General features: G+C 60.4%; 12 protein-coding genes. 8 read left to right on the top strand and 4 right to left on the bottom strand.

Features of this window, described 5'->3' with window-relative positions; genetic code table 11:
• Positions 1–68 precede the first annotated feature (68 nt).
• Entirely contained in the window at positions 69–3,206 is a 3,138-nt protein-coding gene (gene sbcC / locus ACOI6Z_RS11945; protein WP_065812700.1) for an exonuclease subunit SbcC, read from the bottom strand.
• Complete coding sequence (gene sbcD / locus ACOI6Z_RS11940) at positions 3,203–4,408, bottom strand: exonuclease subunit SbcD (protein WP_023288580.1); 1,206 nt, start codon at positions 4,406–4,408, stop codon at positions 3,203–3,205. Before sbcD ends, sbcC begins: the two co-directional genes overlap by 4 nt.
• 182 nt (positions 4,409–4,590) lie before the next feature.
• Between sbcD and phoB the strand changes: the two genes are divergently transcribed.
• The 5 genes from phoB to malZ all read left to right on the top strand — a co-directional run bounded on the left by phoB (position 4,591) and on the right by malZ (position 11,760).
• Positions 4,591–5,280, top strand: a complete 690-nt coding sequence (gene phoB / locus ACOI6Z_RS11935) for a phosphate response regulator transcription factor PhoB (RefSeq protein WP_004204861.1) — start codon at positions 4,591–4,593, stop codon at positions 5,278–5,280.
• A 21-nt stretch (positions 5,281–5,301) separates the two neighbouring features.
• The gene (phoR, locus tag ACOI6Z_RS11930) at positions 5,302–6,597 is read left to right on the top strand and encodes a phosphate regulon sensor histidine kinase PhoR (protein WP_060591738.1); all 1,296 of its coding nucleotides are present in this window, start codon (positions 5,302–5,304) and stop codon (positions 6,595–6,597) included.
• Between the two features lie 414 nt (positions 6,598–7,011).
• Positions 7,012–8,331 carry a branched-chain amino acid transporter carrier protein BrnQ gene (gene brnQ, locus ACOI6Z_RS11925; RefSeq protein WP_023288582.1) on the top strand — a complete coding sequence of 440 codons (1,320 nt, stop codon included), beginning with the start codon at positions 7,012–7,014 and terminating at the stop codon, positions 8,329–8,331.
• A gap of 86 nt (positions 8,332–8,417) precedes the next feature.
• Positions 8,418–9,791, top strand: coding sequence for a proline-specific permease ProY (proY, locus tag ACOI6Z_RS11920; RefSeq protein WP_044521225.1), 1,374 nt, complete (start codon positions 8,418–8,420; stop codon positions 9,789–9,791).
• A 151-nt stretch (positions 9,792–9,942) separates the two neighbouring features.
• On the top strand, positions 9,943–11,760 hold the full coding sequence (gene malZ / locus ACOI6Z_RS11915) for a maltodextrin glucosidase (RefSeq protein WP_065812699.1): 1,818 nt from the start codon (positions 9,943–9,945) through the stop codon (positions 11,758–11,760).
• Here the strand turns inward: malZ and ACOI6Z_RS11910 are convergent.
• Complete coding sequence (locus ACOI6Z_RS11910) at positions 11,757–12,659, bottom strand: LysR substrate-binding domain-containing protein (RefSeq protein WP_420687338.1); 903 nt, start codon at positions 12,657–12,659, stop codon at positions 11,757–11,759. The genes malZ and ACOI6Z_RS11910 overlap by 4 nt on opposite strands.
• 266 nt (positions 12,660–12,925) lie before the next feature.
• Between ACOI6Z_RS11910 and ACOI6Z_RS11905 the strand changes: the two genes are divergently transcribed.
• The 3 genes from ACOI6Z_RS11905 to ACOI6Z_RS11895 all read left to right on the top strand — a co-directional run bounded on the left by ACOI6Z_RS11905 (position 12,926) and on the right by ACOI6Z_RS11895 (position 16,142).
• Positions 12,926–13,567 (top strand): hydrolase, encoded by a 642-nt coding sequence (locus tag ACOI6Z_RS11905; RefSeq protein ID WP_002890357.1) that lies wholly within the window; start codon positions 12,926–12,928, stop codon positions 13,565–13,567.
• A 136-nt stretch (positions 13,568–13,703) separates the two neighbouring features.
• A complete protein-coding gene (locus ACOI6Z_RS11900; RefSeq protein WP_065812698.1) occupies positions 13,704–14,249 on the top strand; it encodes an antibiotic biosynthesis monooxygenase in 546 nt (181 codons plus the stop codon).
• 24 nt (positions 14,250–14,273) lie between these two features.
• Positions 14,274–16,142 carry an amidohydrolase gene (locus ACOI6Z_RS11895; RefSeq protein ID WP_044521231.1) on the top strand — a complete coding sequence of 623 codons (1,869 nt, stop codon included), beginning with the start codon at positions 14,274–14,276 and terminating at the stop codon, positions 16,140–16,142.
• A 58-nt stretch (positions 16,143–16,200) separates the two neighbouring features.
• Here ACOI6Z_RS11895 and fba read toward each other — a convergent pair whose 3' ends face one another.
• Entirely contained in the window at positions 16,201–17,055 is an 855-nt protein-coding gene (gene fba / locus ACOI6Z_RS11890; protein WP_072199152.1) for a class II fructose-1,6-bisphosphate aldolase, read from the bottom strand.
• Positions 17,056–17,062 lie beyond the last annotated feature (7 nt).

Below are 17,062 nucleotides of genomic sequence, written 5' to 3'. Positions count from 1 at the left end.
CCCCTTCACCCCGACCCTCTCGCTCCGGAAGAGGGTTAGGGTGAGGGGACATCGCAATGATTCAAACCTCACTCCACCGCAAACGCTCTGTCCAGCCGACTGTACCCCAGACCATTGATCTTCTTCACTTTGATCTGCACCGGAATGCGATCTTTCATCGCCTCCACGTGGCTGATCACCCCGATAATCTTGCCGCTGGCGTTCAGCGCGTCCAGCGCGTCCAGCGCCGTGTCCAGCGTTTCGCTGTCGAGGGTGCCGAAGCCTTCATCAAGAAACAGGGAATCAATCCGCGTCTTATGGCTCACCAGATCTGATAGCGCCAGGGCCAGCGCCAGGCTGACGAGGAAACTTTCGCCACCGGAGAGGGTGCGGGTGTCGCGTACGGCGTCGGCCTGCCAGGTATCGACAACCTCCAGCTCCAGCGCTTCGCTGGCTTTGCGCTGCAGCAGATAGCGCCCATGCAGGCGGTTAAGCTGCTGGTTTGCCAGCCAGACCAGATTATCCAGCGTCAGCCCCTGGGCGAATTTGCGGAACCGGTCGCCGGTGCTGGAGCCGATCAGCGAATTGAGATAGCCCCAGTCATCCGCCCGCTGCGCCGCCTCTGCAATCTGTCGCCCCAGCGCCTGCTGATGTTGACGGCTCTCTGTGTCCTGCCTGAGCTGCTGGCGGATCTCGCCCTGGCGGGTGGTGTTGTCCCGCAGCCGCTGGGCCAGGGCGTGCAGCTGGGTTTGCAGGGCGGGGATGTCCGCGTCCGTCCCTTGCGGACGCAGCGCCAGGTGCGCCTGCTGCTGACGGGTTGCCTGCTCGCAGAGCGCCGTCGCCTGCTGAAGCTGCTGCTCCAGCGTCTGTTTTAACTGCGTCAGCCGCTGGACGGTCTCGTCATCCAGCAGCGCGGCGAGAAACGCCTGCCGATCGCTAAAGCGGCTGGCGGCCAGGGCGGCAGTAAATTGCGCCTGCGACTGGTCCAGGCGCGCCTTCTCTTCGGTCTCCAGCTGCTGCTGGGCGACAAGCTGGCTGTGCAACGCCAGGCACTCCTCATGGATAGCGCGCCAGTTGTCGGGAACCACCGGCTCAGCTTCAGCCTCTGCCTCGTCGCTGGCTGGCAGCGTCTCCAGCAGCGGCTGCAGGGCGGCAATCTGCTCCTGAATGGCGCCATGCCGGGTCTGTTGCGCCTGCCACTGGGCAAATTCGCTTTCGCGAGCGTTCAGCCAGGCGGCTTCTGTCCCTTCTTCCGGCAGGTTGAGCGTCAGGGTCTGCAGGGCGCTTTCCAGCCCCTGGCGCGTGGCCGTCAGCTGCTGCTGAGCCTGGCGCGCCAGCGCCTCCTGATCGTTAAGCTGGCTCTGCAGCATCAGGCGCTGGCTGAGCTGGTAGAGCTGTTGCTCGTAGCGCTCCTGCTCCTGTATCCAGTCGTTTATCTCTTGCGCAATATCCCGCGTGACCTGAAGAGAGGCGCAGGTTTCCTGCCACGCTTTAGTGAGCGCTTGCTCTTCCTCAGCGAGCCGCCCGGCCGCTTCGGTTTCACGCTGGAGCTGCTGCGTCAGGGCGTTGACCTGCCCGAGGATCAGCAGACCTTCTTCTTTCAGCGCGGCGACCTCTTTTTCCAGCGCATCGCGGCGGCGCTGGTTATCCGTGACCGTCAGCGAGGCGTATTGTTCAATCGCCGGGTGTTCACAGGAGCCGCACAGCGGGCAGGGCTTACCGGCCTCAAGCCGGGCGCGGTAACCCTCCAGATCTTTAATCGTTTCTTCCCGCTGGCAGAGCGCCTTCAGGTCGAGATAGTGCTGGTTTTTGTCTTTGTACTGCTCCCGGCGCTGCGCCAGGGTGGCGTTGAGTTTTGCCTGCTCCGCCTGCGCCTGCTGTACGCTTTCGGCGTTCTGGCGCAGACGCTTGCGCAGCAGCTGATGCTGTTCATGAAGGGAGAGCAGCCGCTGGCGCAGCGGTCGCGACTGGGTTTGCTGCGCCATCGTCGCCGCAACGTCATCGGCGGTCAGCGACAGAGGGCTGGCCGGCAGATCGGCCAGCTTCTGGCGCAGCGCGGCCAGGCGGGTGGTCTGGGCCGTCAGCTGCTGATTATCCCGAGTCAGCTGCGAAAATTGCGCCCGCCAGCCGGCGATCTCCTGGCCCCATAAGCGAAATCGCTCATGGGCCGCCAGCCACTGCGCCAGGTCGGCCAGTTCAGCCTGACGCTGCCGCTGGGCATGCAGGGCGCTGCGGCGAATGCGCGCGCGCAGCGCCGTGCTGGTAAGTAAGCGAGCATTCACTTCATTGATTCGCTGGCGGGTTTGCGCCAGGCCTGCCGCGTGCTCCTGTTGACGCTCCCACAGGGGGCGCAGCTGGGCGGCGGGCTGGGCCAGCTCAAGCCTGGCCAGCGCCGGCGCGGCGTCGGCCAGCGCCTGACGGGCCTGCTGCTGGCCGCTGACCGCCTGCTGCTGCTGCTGCGCCAGCTCATCGCGACGCGTTAGCCACTGAAGCTGCTGCTGCTGGTTTTGCTGCTGCGCCAGCAGGGCTTTCTCTTCGTCAGTAAGTACCTGCAAACTTTCCTGCAGCGCCTGCTGCTGGGCCTCCGTCAGCAGGACGATGCCCGCCGCCTGGGCTTCGAACTTCTCCAGGGTATGGCGAGCGGCTTTGTGCTGCTCATAGACCATCGCCGAAATCTGACCGTAGATTTCCGTGCCGGTCAGCTCCTCCAGCAGCTCCGCGCGATCGCTCGGCTTGGCGTTCAGAAAGGCGGCAAATTGCCCCTGGGAGAGCAGCATCGATCGGGTGAAGCGGCCATAGTCGAGGCCGGTGAGCGTCGCGGTTTGCTCCAGCTTATCCGAGACCTTATCGGCGAGGATTTTGCCGTCGGCGCAGCGCGCCAGCTCGACGCGGGGCGCCTGCAGGTTGCCATCTGGCTGGTTACGCGCCCGGTTCTGGCTCCAGAAGGCGCGGTAGGCGATGCCTTTCACTTCAAACTCCACCTCCGCCAGACACTCGGCGGTATCGCGGGTCATCAGGTCATTTTGCGACTGGGAGACTTTATTCAGGCGCGGCGTCTCGTGATAGAGCGCGAGGCAAATGGCGTCGAGCAGGGTGGTTTTCCCGGCGCCGGTGGCGCCGGTAATGGCGAACAGGCCGTTGCTGGCGAACGGCTCGGCGGTAAAGTCTATCTTCCATTCCCCTTTCAGGGAGTTGAGGTTTTTCAGACGCAGACTGAGGATTTTCATGCGTTTTCGTCCTCCGCGGTGAGCGTATGCAGCGTATGAGCGAACAGCTCGTGCAGCCGGGCGCGCTTCTCATCGTCAATCTCGGTCAGCGCCAGCCGGCGCTCGAACACCTCTTCCACCTTCAGTTCGCTGAGGGTCTCCCGCTGGGCGTTGAGCAGTATTTTCTCGCGCTGCTCGCGGCTGCGGCGCACCAGCAAGACTTCCACCGGCAGATCCTCCGTCAGCGCCTGAATATGACGCTGAATATCGTGCAGGTACTCCTCGGTGGTGATTTCGATATCCAGCCACACCGGCGGGTCCTGTTCAACGCCGCGCCACTGCGCCAGCTGGGCGGTGATGGCGGCCAGATCGCCTTTGATGACCGCCAGCGGCTGGGTGACGGGCACCTCAAGGGTCTCCACGGCGCTGAGTCGCCCATCGCTAAAGCTCACCAGATGCACCGATTTCGCTTTACCGGTTTCATCAAAGCTCAGCGGCAGCGGCGAGCCGCTGTAGCGGATGTGCTCGCAGCCGCCAACCACCTGCGCCCGGTGAATATGGCCCAGCGCAATGTAGTCGGCAGGGGGGAAGTGCTGCGCCGGGAAGGCATCCAGCGTGCCAATATAAATGTCGCGAACGGCATCGCTTTTGCTGGCGCCGACGGTGGTCAGATGGCCGCTGGCAATCACGGGCAGCGGCCGATCGCCGCGCAGGGCGCAGGCCTGCTGATACTGCTCCTGATAATAGTCGCTGATGGCGTGCAGCAGCTGCTGCTGTTTTTCCCGACCGGAGTGGCCGGCCTGGCTGGTGACCAGCTCGCGCGGGCGTAAAAACGGCACCGGGCAGAAGATAGCGCCTGGGGTGCCGTCGCGCCGCGGCAGCTCAATGGGCGGGCAGCCGGCGTTCGCCACGACGGTGGTGTGTAAAAAGGCGAGGATATCGCGGGATTCATTGAGCATCGCCACCGAATCATGGTTGCCCGCCAGCACCACCAGGCGACAGCCGGTCTGCTGCAGCTGGACGACAAAGCGGTTATACAGTTCGCGAGCGTAGCTCGGCGGCGATCCGGTATCAAAAATATCGCCGGCCACGATGATGGCGTCGACTTCATGCTCCTGCGCGCGGGCCAGCAGCCAGGTCAGGAAGGCGTCATGTTCGGCCGCACGGCTTTTGCTGTAAAAATTCTGGCCCAGGTGCCAGTCGGAGGTGTGAAGGATGCGCATAAATCTTCCCTAGCGAAAAAAGCATGAGCGGCAGTATACCATTTGTCGGAGAGGGGTAAGTCCGCGTCATGCTTCAAAATACCCGATCGTCAGACGGTCATTTTTTTCATAAATCTGTCACAAAAGTGACGCATAATGACGCCGCACTTCTATACTGATGGCTAAAAAACACAGGGTAAATAATGGCGAGAAGAATTCTGGTCGTTGAAGATGAAGCTCCAATCCGCGAAATGGTCTGCTTTGTTCTGGAGCAAAATGGCTTTCAGCCTGTCGAAGCGGAAGATTATGACAGCGCGGTGAATCAACTCAATGAACCCTGGCCTGATTTGATTCTCCTTGACTGGATGCTGCCGGGCGGTTCGGGGCTGCAGTTTATTAAGCTGCTCAAGCGCGAGGCGATGACCCGGGATATTCCGGTGGTGATGCTGACCGCGCGCGGAGAAGAAGAGGATCGCGTTCGCGGCCTGGAGACCGGGGCGGACGACTACATTACCAAGCCTTTCTCACCGAAGGAGCTGGTGGCGCGAATCAAAGCGGTGATGCGCCGTATTTCGCCGATGGCGGTGGAAGAGGTGATTGAAATGCAGGGGCTGAGCCTCGATCCCTCATCGCACCGGGTGATGACCGGCGAGAGTCCGCTGGACATGGGGCCAACGGAATTTAAATTATTGCACTTCTTTATGACCCATCCGGAGCGGGTGTACAGCCGCGAGCAGCTGCTGAACCACGTCTGGGGAACCAACGTCTATGTGGAAGACCGCACGGTAGACGTCCATATTCGCCGCCTGCGTAAAGCGCTGGAACACAGTGGCCATGATCGCATGGTGCAAACGGTTCGCGGCACGGGGTATCGTTTCTCCGCCCGTTTCTGAATTTTGACAGGAGTGTGACCCGTGCTGGAACGGCTGTCATGGAAAAGGCTGGCGCTGGAGCTCTTTTTAGCGTGTATTCCGGCCCTGATTCTGGGGGCGTTTGTGGGTCATTTGCCGTGGTTTTTACTGGCGGCAGTGACCGGTTTGTTGATTTGGCATTTCTGGAATTTGATGCGCCTGTCGTGGTGGCTGTGGGTGGACCGGAGCATGACCCCTCCGCCCGGCCGCGGCAGCTGGGAGCCGCTGCTGTATGGTCTGCACCAGATGCAGATGCGTAATAAAAAGCGTCGACGTGAGCTGGGAAGCCTGATCAAACGCTTTCGCAGCGGGGCGGAATCCCTGCCGGACGCGGTGGTCCTGACCACGGAAGAGGGGGCCATTTTCTGGTGCAACGGCCTGGCGCAGCAGATTTTAAACCTGCGCTGGCCGGACGACAGTGGGCAAAACATTCTTAACCTTCTGCGCTATCCTGAGTTCGCCAACTACCTGAAACAGCGTGATTTTTCAAAGCCGCTCAATCTGGTGCTGAATAATGCCCGTCATCTGGAAATTCGCGTGATGCCCTACAGCGACAAACAGTGGTTGATGGTGGCGCGCGACGTGACGCAGATGCATCAGCTGGAAGGGGCGCGGCGTAACTTTTTCGCCAACGTCAGCCATGAGCTGCGCACCCCGCTGACGGTGCTGCAGGGCTATCTGGAGATGATGCAGGAGCAGGTGCTGGAAGGGGCGACCCGTGAAAAGGCCCTGCACACCATGCGTGAGCAAACCCAGCGTATGGAGGGGCTGGTGAAGCAGTTGCTCACGCTGTCGCGTATTGAAGCCGCGCCGGCGCTGGCGATGAATGACCGCATCGACGTGCCGATGATGCTGCGGGTCGTGGAGCGCGAGGCGCAGACCCTCAGCCAGGATAAGCAGACGCTGATTTTTACCGTCGATGAGCAGCTCAAGGTGCTGGGCAACGAGGAACAACTGCGCAGCGCCATTTCTAACCTGGTCTATAACGCGGTGAACCACACCCCGCCGGGCACCGAAATTCGCGTCAGCTGGCAGCGAACGCCCCAGGGGGCGCTGTTCAGCGTCGAGGATAATGGGCCGGGCATTGCGCCGGAGCATATTCCCCGTCTGACCGAGCGCTTCTATCGGGTGGATAAGGCTCGCTCCCGGCAAACCGGGGGCAGCGGCCTGGGGCTGGCGATCGTCAAACACGCGGTCAACCATCATGACAGCCGGCTGGAGATCGCCAGCACGGTGGGCAAGGGAACCCGTTTTAGCTTCCTGCTCCCGGAACGATTAATTGCCAGAAACGACGCCTGAGCGGCGCGCTGTCAGCTTATCTTGCCAATGACCAGCTTCGGCTGGTCATTTTCCCTGGCAGTCGTTTTTCTCTCGCCTATTTAATGAACGCGCGCTGCTTTTTTGTTCGCATGATAAGCCACGGGTTTTCCATCAATATGGTAAATGATTCTGGCGTGAAACTGATAACCAGCATAATCATCTGCTTTTGCGATCGTGCCTTGCTTTAAAACGTTATAAGCGTTTAAATTGCGCCTGCGCAGTCGATGACAGACTGCTTTTGCGTGGTAATACCAAAAACAATTCTTTCCCACGCCGCTTCGGGAGCATATCTCGCTGAGTTTACCGGCAATCGCCGCTGTATCGTCCCTGAGAGGGTAGCGCGGTATTTTTCCATTTTTTTACAACACCACATCCACAGGCAGTAATGAATTTATGACCCATCAGTTAAAATCTCGCGACATCATAGCGTTGGGCTTTATGACCTTCGCGTTGTTCGTTGGCGCAGGCAACATTATTTTCCCGCCGATGGTTGGCTTACAGGCGGGCGAGCACGTCTGGACGGCGGCGATCGGCTTCCTGATCACCGCGGTGGGTCTGCCGGTGCTGACGGTGGTGGCGCTGGCGAAAGTCGGCGGCGGCGTTGAAAGCCTGAGCACCCCGATTGGTAAAGTGGCTGGTATCCTGCTGGCGGTGGTGTGTTATCTCGCGGTGGGACCGCTGTTCGCGACCCCGCGCACCGCGACCGTCTCTTTTGAGGTCGGGATTGCGCCGCTGACCGGCGACGGCCCGCTGCCGCTGCTGATCTACAGCGTTATCTACTTCGCGCTGGTGATCCTGGTCTCGCTCTATCCGGGCAAACTGCTGGATACGGTGGGCAACTTCCTGGCGCCGCTGAAAATTATCGCCCTGATTGTGCTGGCGGTCGCCGCTATTGTCTGGCCGGCAGGCCCGATCAGCGACGCGCTGGAAGCGTATCGTACCGCGCCATTCTCCAATGGCTTCGTCAACGGCTACCTGACCATGGACACCCTTGGCGCGATGGTGTTCGGGATCGTGATTGTCAATGCCGCACGCTCCCGCGGCGTCAGCGAAGCGCGTCTGTTGACCCGCTACACCGTCTGGGCGGGCCTGATGGCAGGCGTCGGTCTGACCCTGCTGTATCTGGCGCTGTTCCGTCTGGGCTCGGATAGCGCCACCCTCGTGGACCAGTCCGCTAACGGCGCGGCGATCCTCCACGCCTACGTGCAGCATACCTTCGGCGGGGCGGGCAGCTTCCTGCTGGCGGCGCTGATCTTCATCGCCTGCCTGGTGACGGCGGTGGGCCTGACCTGCGCCTGCGCCGAATTCTTTGCCCAGTATCTGCCGTTCTCCTATCGCACGCTGGTCTTTATCCTCGGCCTGTTCTCGATGGCGGTCTCCAACCTCGGTCTGAGCCACTTGATTCAGGTATCGATTCCGGTGCTGACCGCTATCTACCCGCCGTGTATCGCACTGGTTGTATTAAGCTTTACCCGCAGTTGGTGGCATAATTCGTCCCGTGTTATCGCGCCGGCCATGTTTATCAGTCTGATGTTTGGTATCATTGACGGGATTAAGTCATCGGCGTTTGCCGCTATCCTGCCGGCCTGGACCGCGCGTCTGCCGCTGGCGGAGCAGGGCCTGGCCTGGCTGATGCCGACCGCCGTGATGGCAATTCTCGCGGTGATCTGGGACCGTGCCGCCGGACGTCAGGTGACCTCCAGCGCGCACTAACCGGCGTTGAGGACAAGCGTTTAACCACGGGACTTCGGGTTCCGTGGTTTTTTATTTTTTGTGTTAAACGGCATTGAAAAACCACGATGGAAAGTAGTAACAAGCTTAAGCGCGGGCTAAGCACCCGGCACATTCGCTTTATGGCCCTGGGTTCCGCCATCGGCACCGGGCTTTTTTACGGTTCAGCCGACGCGATTAAAATGGCCGGACCCAGCGTACTGTTGGCCTACATTATCGGCGGCGTCGCGGCATATATCATTATGCGCGCGCTCGGTGAGATGTCGGTGCATAACCCTTCCGCCAGCTCATTCTCCCGCTATGCCCAGGAAAACCTCGGCGGACTGGCGGGGTATATCACCGGCTGGACCTACTGCTTTGAAATCCTGATTGTCGCCATCGCCGACGTCACCGCCTTCGGGATCTACATGGGCGTCTGGTTCCCGACGGTGCCGCACTGGATCTGGGTGCTCAGCGTGGTGTTGATCATCTGCGCCGTCAACCTGATGAGCGTCAAGGTGTTTGGCGAGCTGGAGTTCTGGTTCTCGTTCTTCAAAGTGGCCACCATCATCATCATGATCCTCGCCGGGTTCGGCATCATTATCTGGGGGATCGGCAACGGCGGCCAGCCGACGGGGATTCATAATCTGTGGAGCAACGGCGGCTTCTTCAGCAACGGTTGGCTGGGAATGGTGATGTCGCTGCAGATGGTGATGTTCGCCTACGGCGGTATTGAAATCATCGGCATTACCGCCGGCGAGGCGAAAGATCCGGAGAAATCCATTCCACGCGCCATCAACTCGGTGCCGATGCGCATTCTGGTGTTCTATGTCGGCACGCTGTTCGTCATTATGTCTATCTATCCGTGGAACCAGGTGGGTACCGACGGCAGCCCCTTTGTCCTGACCTTCCAGCATCTGGGCATTACCTTCGCGGCCAGCATTCTTAACTTCGTGGTCCTGACGGCCTCGCTGTCGGCGATTAACTCCGACGTGTTCGGCGTGGGCCGTATGCTGCACGGCATGGCCGAGCAGGGGAGCGCGCCGAAGGTGTTCGCCAAAACCTCGCGTCGCGGTATTCCGTGGGTGACGGTGATGGTGATGACCATTGCGCTGCTGTTTGCGGTATACCTCAATTACATCATGCCGGAAAACGTCTTCCTGGTGATCGCCTCGCTGGCCACCTTCGCCACCGTGTGGGTGTGGATTATGATCCTGCTGTCGCAGATTGCCTTCCGCCGCCGTCTGTCGCCGGAGGAGGTCAAGGCCCTGAAATTCAAAGTCCCCGGCGGGGTGGCGACCACGGTTGTCGGCCTGGTGTTCCTGGCGTTTATTATCGCCCTGATCGGCTATCATCCGGACACCCGCATTTCGTTGTATGTCGGTATGGCGTGGATTGCGCTGCTGCTGCTGGGCTGGGTCTTTAAGACCCGTCGCGATCGCCGCCTGGCGCAGGCTCAGTAATCGACATCGCCCCGGTCAGCATCGCGCGACCGGGGCGGCTTGCCGACCCGCGTCCTCCCCCGTTATCCTCCCCCAAAAAATCCTGTGACGATGAGTTCTGCGCCTGACGGCTATGGCAAGGTGTGCCCATTCTGCACAATGAGGATTCACGATGTTGAAGGCATGGCACCTTCCGGTTGCACCCTTTATCAAGGTGCAACAGGACCGACTGTTTATTACCCTGTGGCTAAGCGGTGAGTCGCTGCCGCAGCGGATCACGCTGCGCGCGGAAGAAGATAACGAAGAGCTGTCGCTGCCGATGCAGCGCCTCCGCCAGGCGCCGAGGCCGGGGGTGGTGGCATGGCGCGGTGAAATCCATCTCGCCAGCGGTCAGCCGCGCCGCCGCTACAGCTTTAAGCTGCTGTGGGCCGACCATCAGCGCTGGTTTACGCCGCAGGGCTTCAGCCGTTTCCCGCCGGCCAGGCTGGAGCAGTTCGCCGTCGACCTGCCGGACGCCGGCCCGCAGTGGGTGGCCGATCAGGTTTTCTATCAGATTTTCCCCGATCGCTTTGCCCGCAGCGCTGCGCGTGACGGCGAACAGGACGCGGTCTATTACCATCACGCGGCGGGACGGGAGATTGTGCGCAAGGCGTGGGACGAACCGCTTACCGGCGAGGCGGGCGGTTCGACGTTCTACGGCGGCGATCTCGACGGCATCAGCGAAAAACTGCCGTACCTGAAGCAGCTCGGCGTGACCGCCCTGTATCTGAACCCGGTCTTCGCCGCCCCCAGCGTGCATAAATATGACACGGAGGATTATCGGCGCGTCGATCCGCAGTTTGGCGGCGACGCGGCGCTGCTCCGCTTGCGCCATAACACCCAGCGGGCGGGAATGCGCATGATCCTCGACGGCGTGTTCAACCATACCGGCGATTCCCATCCCTGGTTCGACCGTCACCAGCAGGGCAGCGGCGGCGCCGGCCATCATCCGGACTCCCCGTGGCGCGACTGGTTTACCTTCTCCGGGGAGGGGCAGGCGCACAACTGGCTGGGTTATGCCAGTCTGCCGAAGCTCGACTATCGGTCGACCAGCCTGGTCAACGAGATCTATGCCGGCGAGGACAGCATCGTACGCCACTGGCTGAAGGCGCCGTGGAGCATGGACGGCTGGCGTCTGGACGTGGTGCATATGCTCGGCGAAGGCGGCGGGGCGCGAAATAACCTGCGGCATATCGCCGGCATCACCCAGGCGGCGAAGCAAACGCAGCCGGAAGCCTTTGTCTTTGGAGAACATTTTGGCGACGCGCGCCAGTGGCTACAGGCGGATGCCGAAGATTCGGCAATGAACTACCGCGGCTTCACCTTCCCGATCTGGGGATTCCTTGCCAATACCGATATCTCTTACGATCCGCAGAAGATAGACGCCCAGACCTGTATGGCGTGGATGGATAATTATCGCGCCGGGCTGTCGCATCAGCAGCAGCTACGGATGTTCAATCAGCTCGACAGCCATGATACGGCGCGTTTTAAATCTCTCCTTGGCAAAGACGTAGCGCGCCTGCCGCTGGCGGTGGTGTGGCTGTTCAGCTGGCCGGGGGTACCGTGCATCTACTACGGCGACGAGGTGGGCGTGGATGGCAATAACGATCCGTTCTGCCGTAAACCGTTCCCGTGGGATCCGGCGCTGCAGGATACCCAGCTGCTGGCGCTGTATCAGCGGATGGCGAAACTGCGTAAAGCCCAGCAGGCGCTGCGCTACGGCGGCTGCCAGGTGATTTACGCCGAGGATAACGTGGTGGTGTTTGTCCGCGTCTATAAACAGCAGCGGGTGCTGGTGGCGATTAACCGCGGCGAAGCCTGCGAGGTGGTTATCGAGGATTCGCCGCTGCTGGACGTGGGGACCTGGACGCTGCAGGAAGGCGCTGGTGCCTTCCATGACGGGGTGCTGACCCTCCCGGCTATCTCCGCCTGCGTCTGGTCAGGCCGTTAACGATAGAGCTGGCTCAGCAGGTCGTCGCGGAGGAGCGCCTCCCGCCACCAGCGCTGAGCCAGCCCGTCATTCCCGCTGCGCCAGGCCATGTAGGTGATATCTTTTTCCCGCCAGCAGGCGACGCTTTTCTCCACCAGACAGCCTTTTTCCAGCCACGGGCGGGCGATATGACGCGGCAGAAAGCCGCAGCCCAGCCCGGCGCACAGCAGTTCGACTTTGCTGGCGAAATCATCGACGCCGATTTGCGGTTGTTCATCAAGCAGGTTGCTGTTCAGCGGATGGCAATAGCGGGCGCTGTCGCGGATCACTACCGCCCGGTGCTGGCTGAGCTGCTTATTGCTGAGCGGCGCTTCCGCGCCGGCCAGCGGGTGGGTCGGGGCGACCACGAAAATGTTATCCAGCGCGCCAAGGGTTTGCCATGACCACTCGGCGGAGGTAGGCGGCTCATTGATGGCGCCGAGGATAATATCCGCGCCATGGTGGGTCAGCTCTTCCCACGAACCGGCGAGGGTGTGATGACTGAAGTTCAGCCGTGTCTGCGGGTTTCGCGCGTAGAACTCGGCGATCAGCGGCAGCAGGGCTGAAAAGGGGAACGAGGCGTCGAGGGCGATCGCCAGCTCTCGCTCCCAGCCGGCGCTTAGCTGCTGGGCCTGCTTTTCCAGATCTCTGGCGGCGCTCAACAGCTGGCGTCCTTTCTCGAGCATCAATCGCCCGGTATCGGTAAACTTCGCCCGGTGACCGGAGCGATCCAATAAGACAATATCCAGATCGTTCTCCAGCTTCTGGATCATATAGCTCAGCGCGGCGGGGGTTTTATACAGCGACTCCGCGGCGGTGGCGAAGGATCCGTGTCGGTCCAGCGCATCAAGGATCATCAGAACATCAAAGTTTACGTGCATCAGGGGCTTCCATTAATTTATTTTCCCCTTGTTGTACCTAAGCGCAATAATCAATGCCAGTGAATAAATCAGAACAGTTTGACGTAAAAATTTGATGAAAGCTGGCGTGAGTCAATACTAACCGCCGACAAAATATAAATCACAAAAAAACTTTAATAACTTGTTAGAAATAACTGGCTATACTCACCATGCTTTATCAGTCAGGATCTACACGACGCATTAACCATCACATCATCTTTTTAACTCATTGATTAAGAAGGTATTTAATGTCTATTCGTGAACTGCTCGATCCCACTAATTCCGCCCTTATCTTTATTGATCATCAACCACAGATGTCATTTGGCGTGGCGAATATCGATCGCCAGACCCTCAAAAATAACACCGTGGCGCTGGCCAAAGCCGGCAAAATTTTTAATGTACCGGTGATTTACACTTCCGTAGAGACCAAAAGCTTCAGCGGTTATATCTGGCCGGAATTATTGGCCGTGCATCCTGACGTCAAGCCGATTGAGCGTACTTCAATGAACTCCTGGGAAGACGATGCCTTCGTCGCGGCGGTGAAAGCGACCGGCCGTAAAAAGCTGGTGATCTCCGCTCTGTGGACCGAAGTTTGCCTGACGTTTCCGGCGCTGATGGCCCTGGAGGCGGGCTACGAGGTGTATGTGGTCACCGATACCTCCGGCGGTACCTCTGTCGACGCCCATGAGCGTTCTATTGACCGGATGGTGCAAGCAGGTGCGGTGCCGGTGACCTGGCAGCAGGTGTTGCTGGAGTACCAGCGCGACTGGTCGCGCAAAGCGACTTACGATGCGGTCATGGACCTGGTGCGCGAACACAGCGGCGCCTACGGGATGGGCGTGGATTACGCTTATACCATGGTGCACGGCGCGCCAGAGCGTAAAGCGTAACTCACTTCATCCTTCAAGCTGCCTCTTTGTTGGCTGCGCTTGTCCGCTCAGACGCAGCATGAATGATGTTGTGCAGAGCCATTTATCGCTAATGGCAGGAGCAATCCTGCCATTCCCCTGAAGCAAGGAACTCTTTATGGCGCAGCAAAAATCGGTGACCCTGGTCATCAGCCATCTGCTCGATCCGCAACACGGCCAGCGCTACGAAGAGTGGCTCGGCAAAATCATGCCCATCGCGGCTGAATTTCCCGGCCATCTCGGGGCGAATGTGATCCGGCCCGCCGCAGGGCAGAATCTGTGGAGCGTGATTATCCGCTTCGACACCCTGGAGCATCTCTACGCCTGGACGCAGTCGGAAACCCGTCGTCAGCTGGTGGCGGAGATTGCCCCGCTGTTGACGGAGGGCGATCGGACGGAGGTGCGGACCGAGCCGGCCTTCTGGTTTACCCCGCCGACGGCGAACGTGCGCCAGCCGCGGCGCTGGAAACAGTTTCTGATCACCCTGCTGGTGATTTTCCCCAGCACCAACCTGGTGCCGGCGGTGACCGGCATGCTGTTGCCGTCGCTTAAGGGGAGCCTGCTGCTGCACCTGATCAATGATGCCTGCGTGGTTGCGCTGGTGGTCTGGTTCTGGATGCCCATCGTGACCCGCCTGTTTGCTTGCTGGTTAAAGAAAAACTGAGTCAGCCTCCCCAAGGAGTGCGTTATGTCGCAAACTGCCACACTGATTCTGACCCACGGCCAGATTCATACCCTCGATCGCGCGAATCCGCTGGCGGAAGCCGTGGCCATCGCCGACGGAAAAATTGTTGCCACCGGAAGCCACGATCGGATCATGAGCTTTGCCGCCGAGGGGACGCAGATCGTCGATCTCAAAGGGCATACGGTGATCCCGGGCCTCAACGATTCTCACCTGCATCTGATCCGCGGTGGGTTGAACTACAACCTTGAGCTCCGCTGGGAGGGGGTGCCCTCGCTGGCCGATGCGCTGCGAATGCTCAAGGAGCAGGCGGATCGCACACCCTCCCCGCAGTGGGTGCGGGTGGTCGGCGGCTGGAGCGAATTCCAGTTCGCCGAACGACGGATGCCGACCCTGGAAGAGCTAAACGACGCGGCGCCCGATACGCCGGTGTTTGTGCTGCATCTCTACGATCGCGCGCTGCTGAACCGCGCGGCGCTGAAAGCTGTGGGATATACCAAAGAGACGCCGGATCCGGCGGGCGGCGAGATCGTACGCGATAGCCACGGCAACCCGACCGGGATGCTGATCGCCAAACCAAACGCCATGATCCTCTATGCCACCCTGGCCAAAGGGCCGAAGCTGCCGCTGGATCTGCAGGTGAACTCCACCCGCCAGTTTATGCGCGAGCTGAACCGGCTGGGGCTGACCAGCGCCATCGACGCCGGGGGCGGTTTCCAGAACTACCCTGAAGATTACGAAATTATCGAACAGCTGCACGCGAAAGAGCAAATGACCGTGCGCATCGCCTACAACCTGTTTACCCAGCGGCCGAAGCAGGAGCTGGAGGACTTCGAACGCTGGACCGACATGCTGAAGCCGGGGCAGGGGACCGACTTCTATCGCGCCAACGGCGCCGGCGAGATGCTGGTGTTTTCGGCGGCGGATTTTGAAGATTTCCTGCAGCCGCGGCCGGATCTGCCGCAAGGCATGGAGGATGAGCTGGAGCGGGTGGTGCGCCACCTGGTGGAACATCGCTGGCCGTTCCGCCTGCATGCCACCTACGACGAGTCCATCAGCCGGATGCTGGACGTGTTTGAGAAGGTGAACCGCGACATTCCGTTTAATGGCCTGCACTGGTTCTTCGACCATGCCGAGACCATTACCGAGCGCAACATTGAGCGGGTGAAGGCGCTGGGGGGCGGCATTGCGGTGCAGCACCGGATGGCCTTCCAGGGCGAATATTTTGTCGATCGCTACGGCAAAGAGGCGGTGAAACATACGCCGCCGGTGGCGAAAATGCTGGAGCTGGACGTACCGGTAGGGTTGGGGACCGATGCCACCCGCGTCGCCAGCTATAACCCGTGGACCGCGCTGTACTGGCTGGTCTCCGGGCGCACCGTCGGCGGGATGGCGATGTATGACGATAACAACCGGCTGCCGCGCGATGTCGCGCTGGAGCTGTGGACGGCGGGCAGCGCCTGGTTCTCCAGCGAGCAGGGGAAAAAGGGCCGTCTGGCCGCCGGTCAGCTTGCCGATCTGGTGGTGCTGTCGAAGGACTATTTCAGCGTCGCGGAAGAGGAGATCAAAGGCATTGAGTCGGTGCTGACGGTGGTTGACGGCAAAGTGGTGTATGCCGCCGGTCACTTCTCGCCGCTGGCGCCGCCGCCCATTCCGGTGCTGCCGGAGTGGTCGCCGGTGGTGAAGGTCCCGGGCCATTACCGTTCCGCTCCGCCGGCGGCGGCTAAAATCGGCGCGATCGTGCAGATGCACCAGTGCTGCGGGAGCTGCGGCGTTCATGGCCATCAGCATGATATCGCGCGGAAATCGTCGATCCCGGTCTCCGACGAGCAGGCCTTCTGGGGCGTGCTGGGCTGCTCCTGCTTTGCCTTCTGATGCCTGACGCCTCCGCCCCGGTAGCTCAGGGGCGGAGGTCTCAGCCACCTTTCACGCATCAATAGCGCTGCTGTGAGCCAAATAGCGCCATGCGGCGGGCAATCATCTCGCGTACCGGCTGCAGCCCCTGGGCGATCACTTTCCGCGGATCGTTCACATCGTGCCCGGTATCGGCAGCGAAGATCGCCTTCACCTGCTGGCACCAGGCGTACATATTTTCGGTATTAACGTTAATCTTGGCGGTGCCGCAGGCAATCGCCCGGCGCATATCCTCATCGGCAATACCGGTGCCGCCATGCAGCACCAGCGGAACCTTCACCCGCTCGGCAATGGCTTTCATCTCGCTAAATCCCAGCCTGGCTTTGCCTTTATACAGGCCATGGGTGGAGCCCAGCGCGGCGGCGAGGCAGTCCACCTGGGTTTCTGTCACCAGGGTGTAGCACTCCTGCGGATCGGCATAGATGACTTCGGAATTGACAATGCCGTCTTCGCTACCGGCGATAGTCCCCAGTTCGGCCTCCACGGAGATACCTTTGCTGTGCGCCAGCGTCACCAGGTGGCGGGTAATGGCCAGGTTTTCCCTGAACGGCAGATGTGAGCCATCAAACATAATGGAACTGAAGCCGGCGGCGATCGCCGCTTCGCAGGCCTCCCGGGTGGTGCCATGATCCAGATGCAGCGCCACCGGAACATCAATATGTAAATACTCCATGGCGTTAACCACGATGTCATGAATACATTTTAACCCGAGCATATGCTTAACCGTGCCGCCGGACACGCCCAAAATAACCGGTGAGCGGCACTGCTGGGCGGTGCTTAATACGGCGCCAACCCATTCCAGATTATTAATGTTGAACTGACCGACGGCGTAGCCGTCCCTCAAGGCATGCTGGAGCATGTCCTTCATCGACACTAACATA

The sequence above is a fragment of the Klebsiella sp. C239 genome (genome assembly GCF_048822715.1).
Taxonomy (GTDB): domain Bacteria; phylum Pseudomonadota; class Gammaproteobacteria; order Enterobacterales; family Enterobacteriaceae; genus Klebsiella; species Klebsiella quasipneumoniae.
This window is presented reverse-complemented; position numbering and strand designations above follow the sequence as displayed.

Excerpts from the sequence above, each read along its gene's own strand:
- sbcC (WP_065812700.1), bottom strand. The coding sequence starts at position 3,206 with ATGAAAATCCTCAGTCTGCGTCTGAAAAACCTCAACTCCCTGAAAGGG.
- sbcD (WP_023288580.1), bottom strand. The coding sequence starts at position 4,408 with ATGCGCATCCTTCACACCTCCGACTGGCACCTGGGCCAGAATTTTTAC.
- phoB (WP_004204861.1), top strand. The coding sequence starts at position 4,591 with ATGGCGAGAAGAATTCTGGTCGTTGAAGATGAAGCTCCAATCCGCGAA.
- brnQ (WP_023288582.1), top strand. The coding sequence starts at position 7,012 with ATGACCCATCAGTTAAAATCTCGCGACATCATAGCGTTGGGCTTTATG.
- proY (WP_044521225.1), top strand. The coding sequence starts at position 8,418 with ATGGAAAGTAGTAACAAGCTTAAGCGCGGGCTAAGCACCCGGCACATT.
- malZ (WP_065812699.1), top strand. The coding sequence starts at position 9,943 with ATGTTGAAGGCATGGCACCTTCCGGTTGCACCCTTTATCAAGGTGCAA.
- ACOI6Z_RS11910 (WP_420687338.1), bottom strand. The coding sequence starts at position 12,659 with ATGCACGTAAACTTTGATGTTCTGATGATCCTTGATGCGCTGGACCGA.
- ACOI6Z_RS11905 (WP_002890357.1), top strand. The coding sequence starts at position 12,926 with ATGTCTATTCGTGAACTGCTCGATCCCACTAATTCCGCCCTTATCTTT.
- ACOI6Z_RS11900 (WP_065812698.1), top strand. The coding sequence starts at position 13,704 with ATGGCGCAGCAAAAATCGGTGACCCTGGTCATCAGCCATCTGCTCGAT.
- ACOI6Z_RS11895 (WP_044521231.1), top strand. The coding sequence starts at position 14,274 with ATGTCGCAAACTGCCACACTGATTCTGACCCACGGCCAGATTCATACC.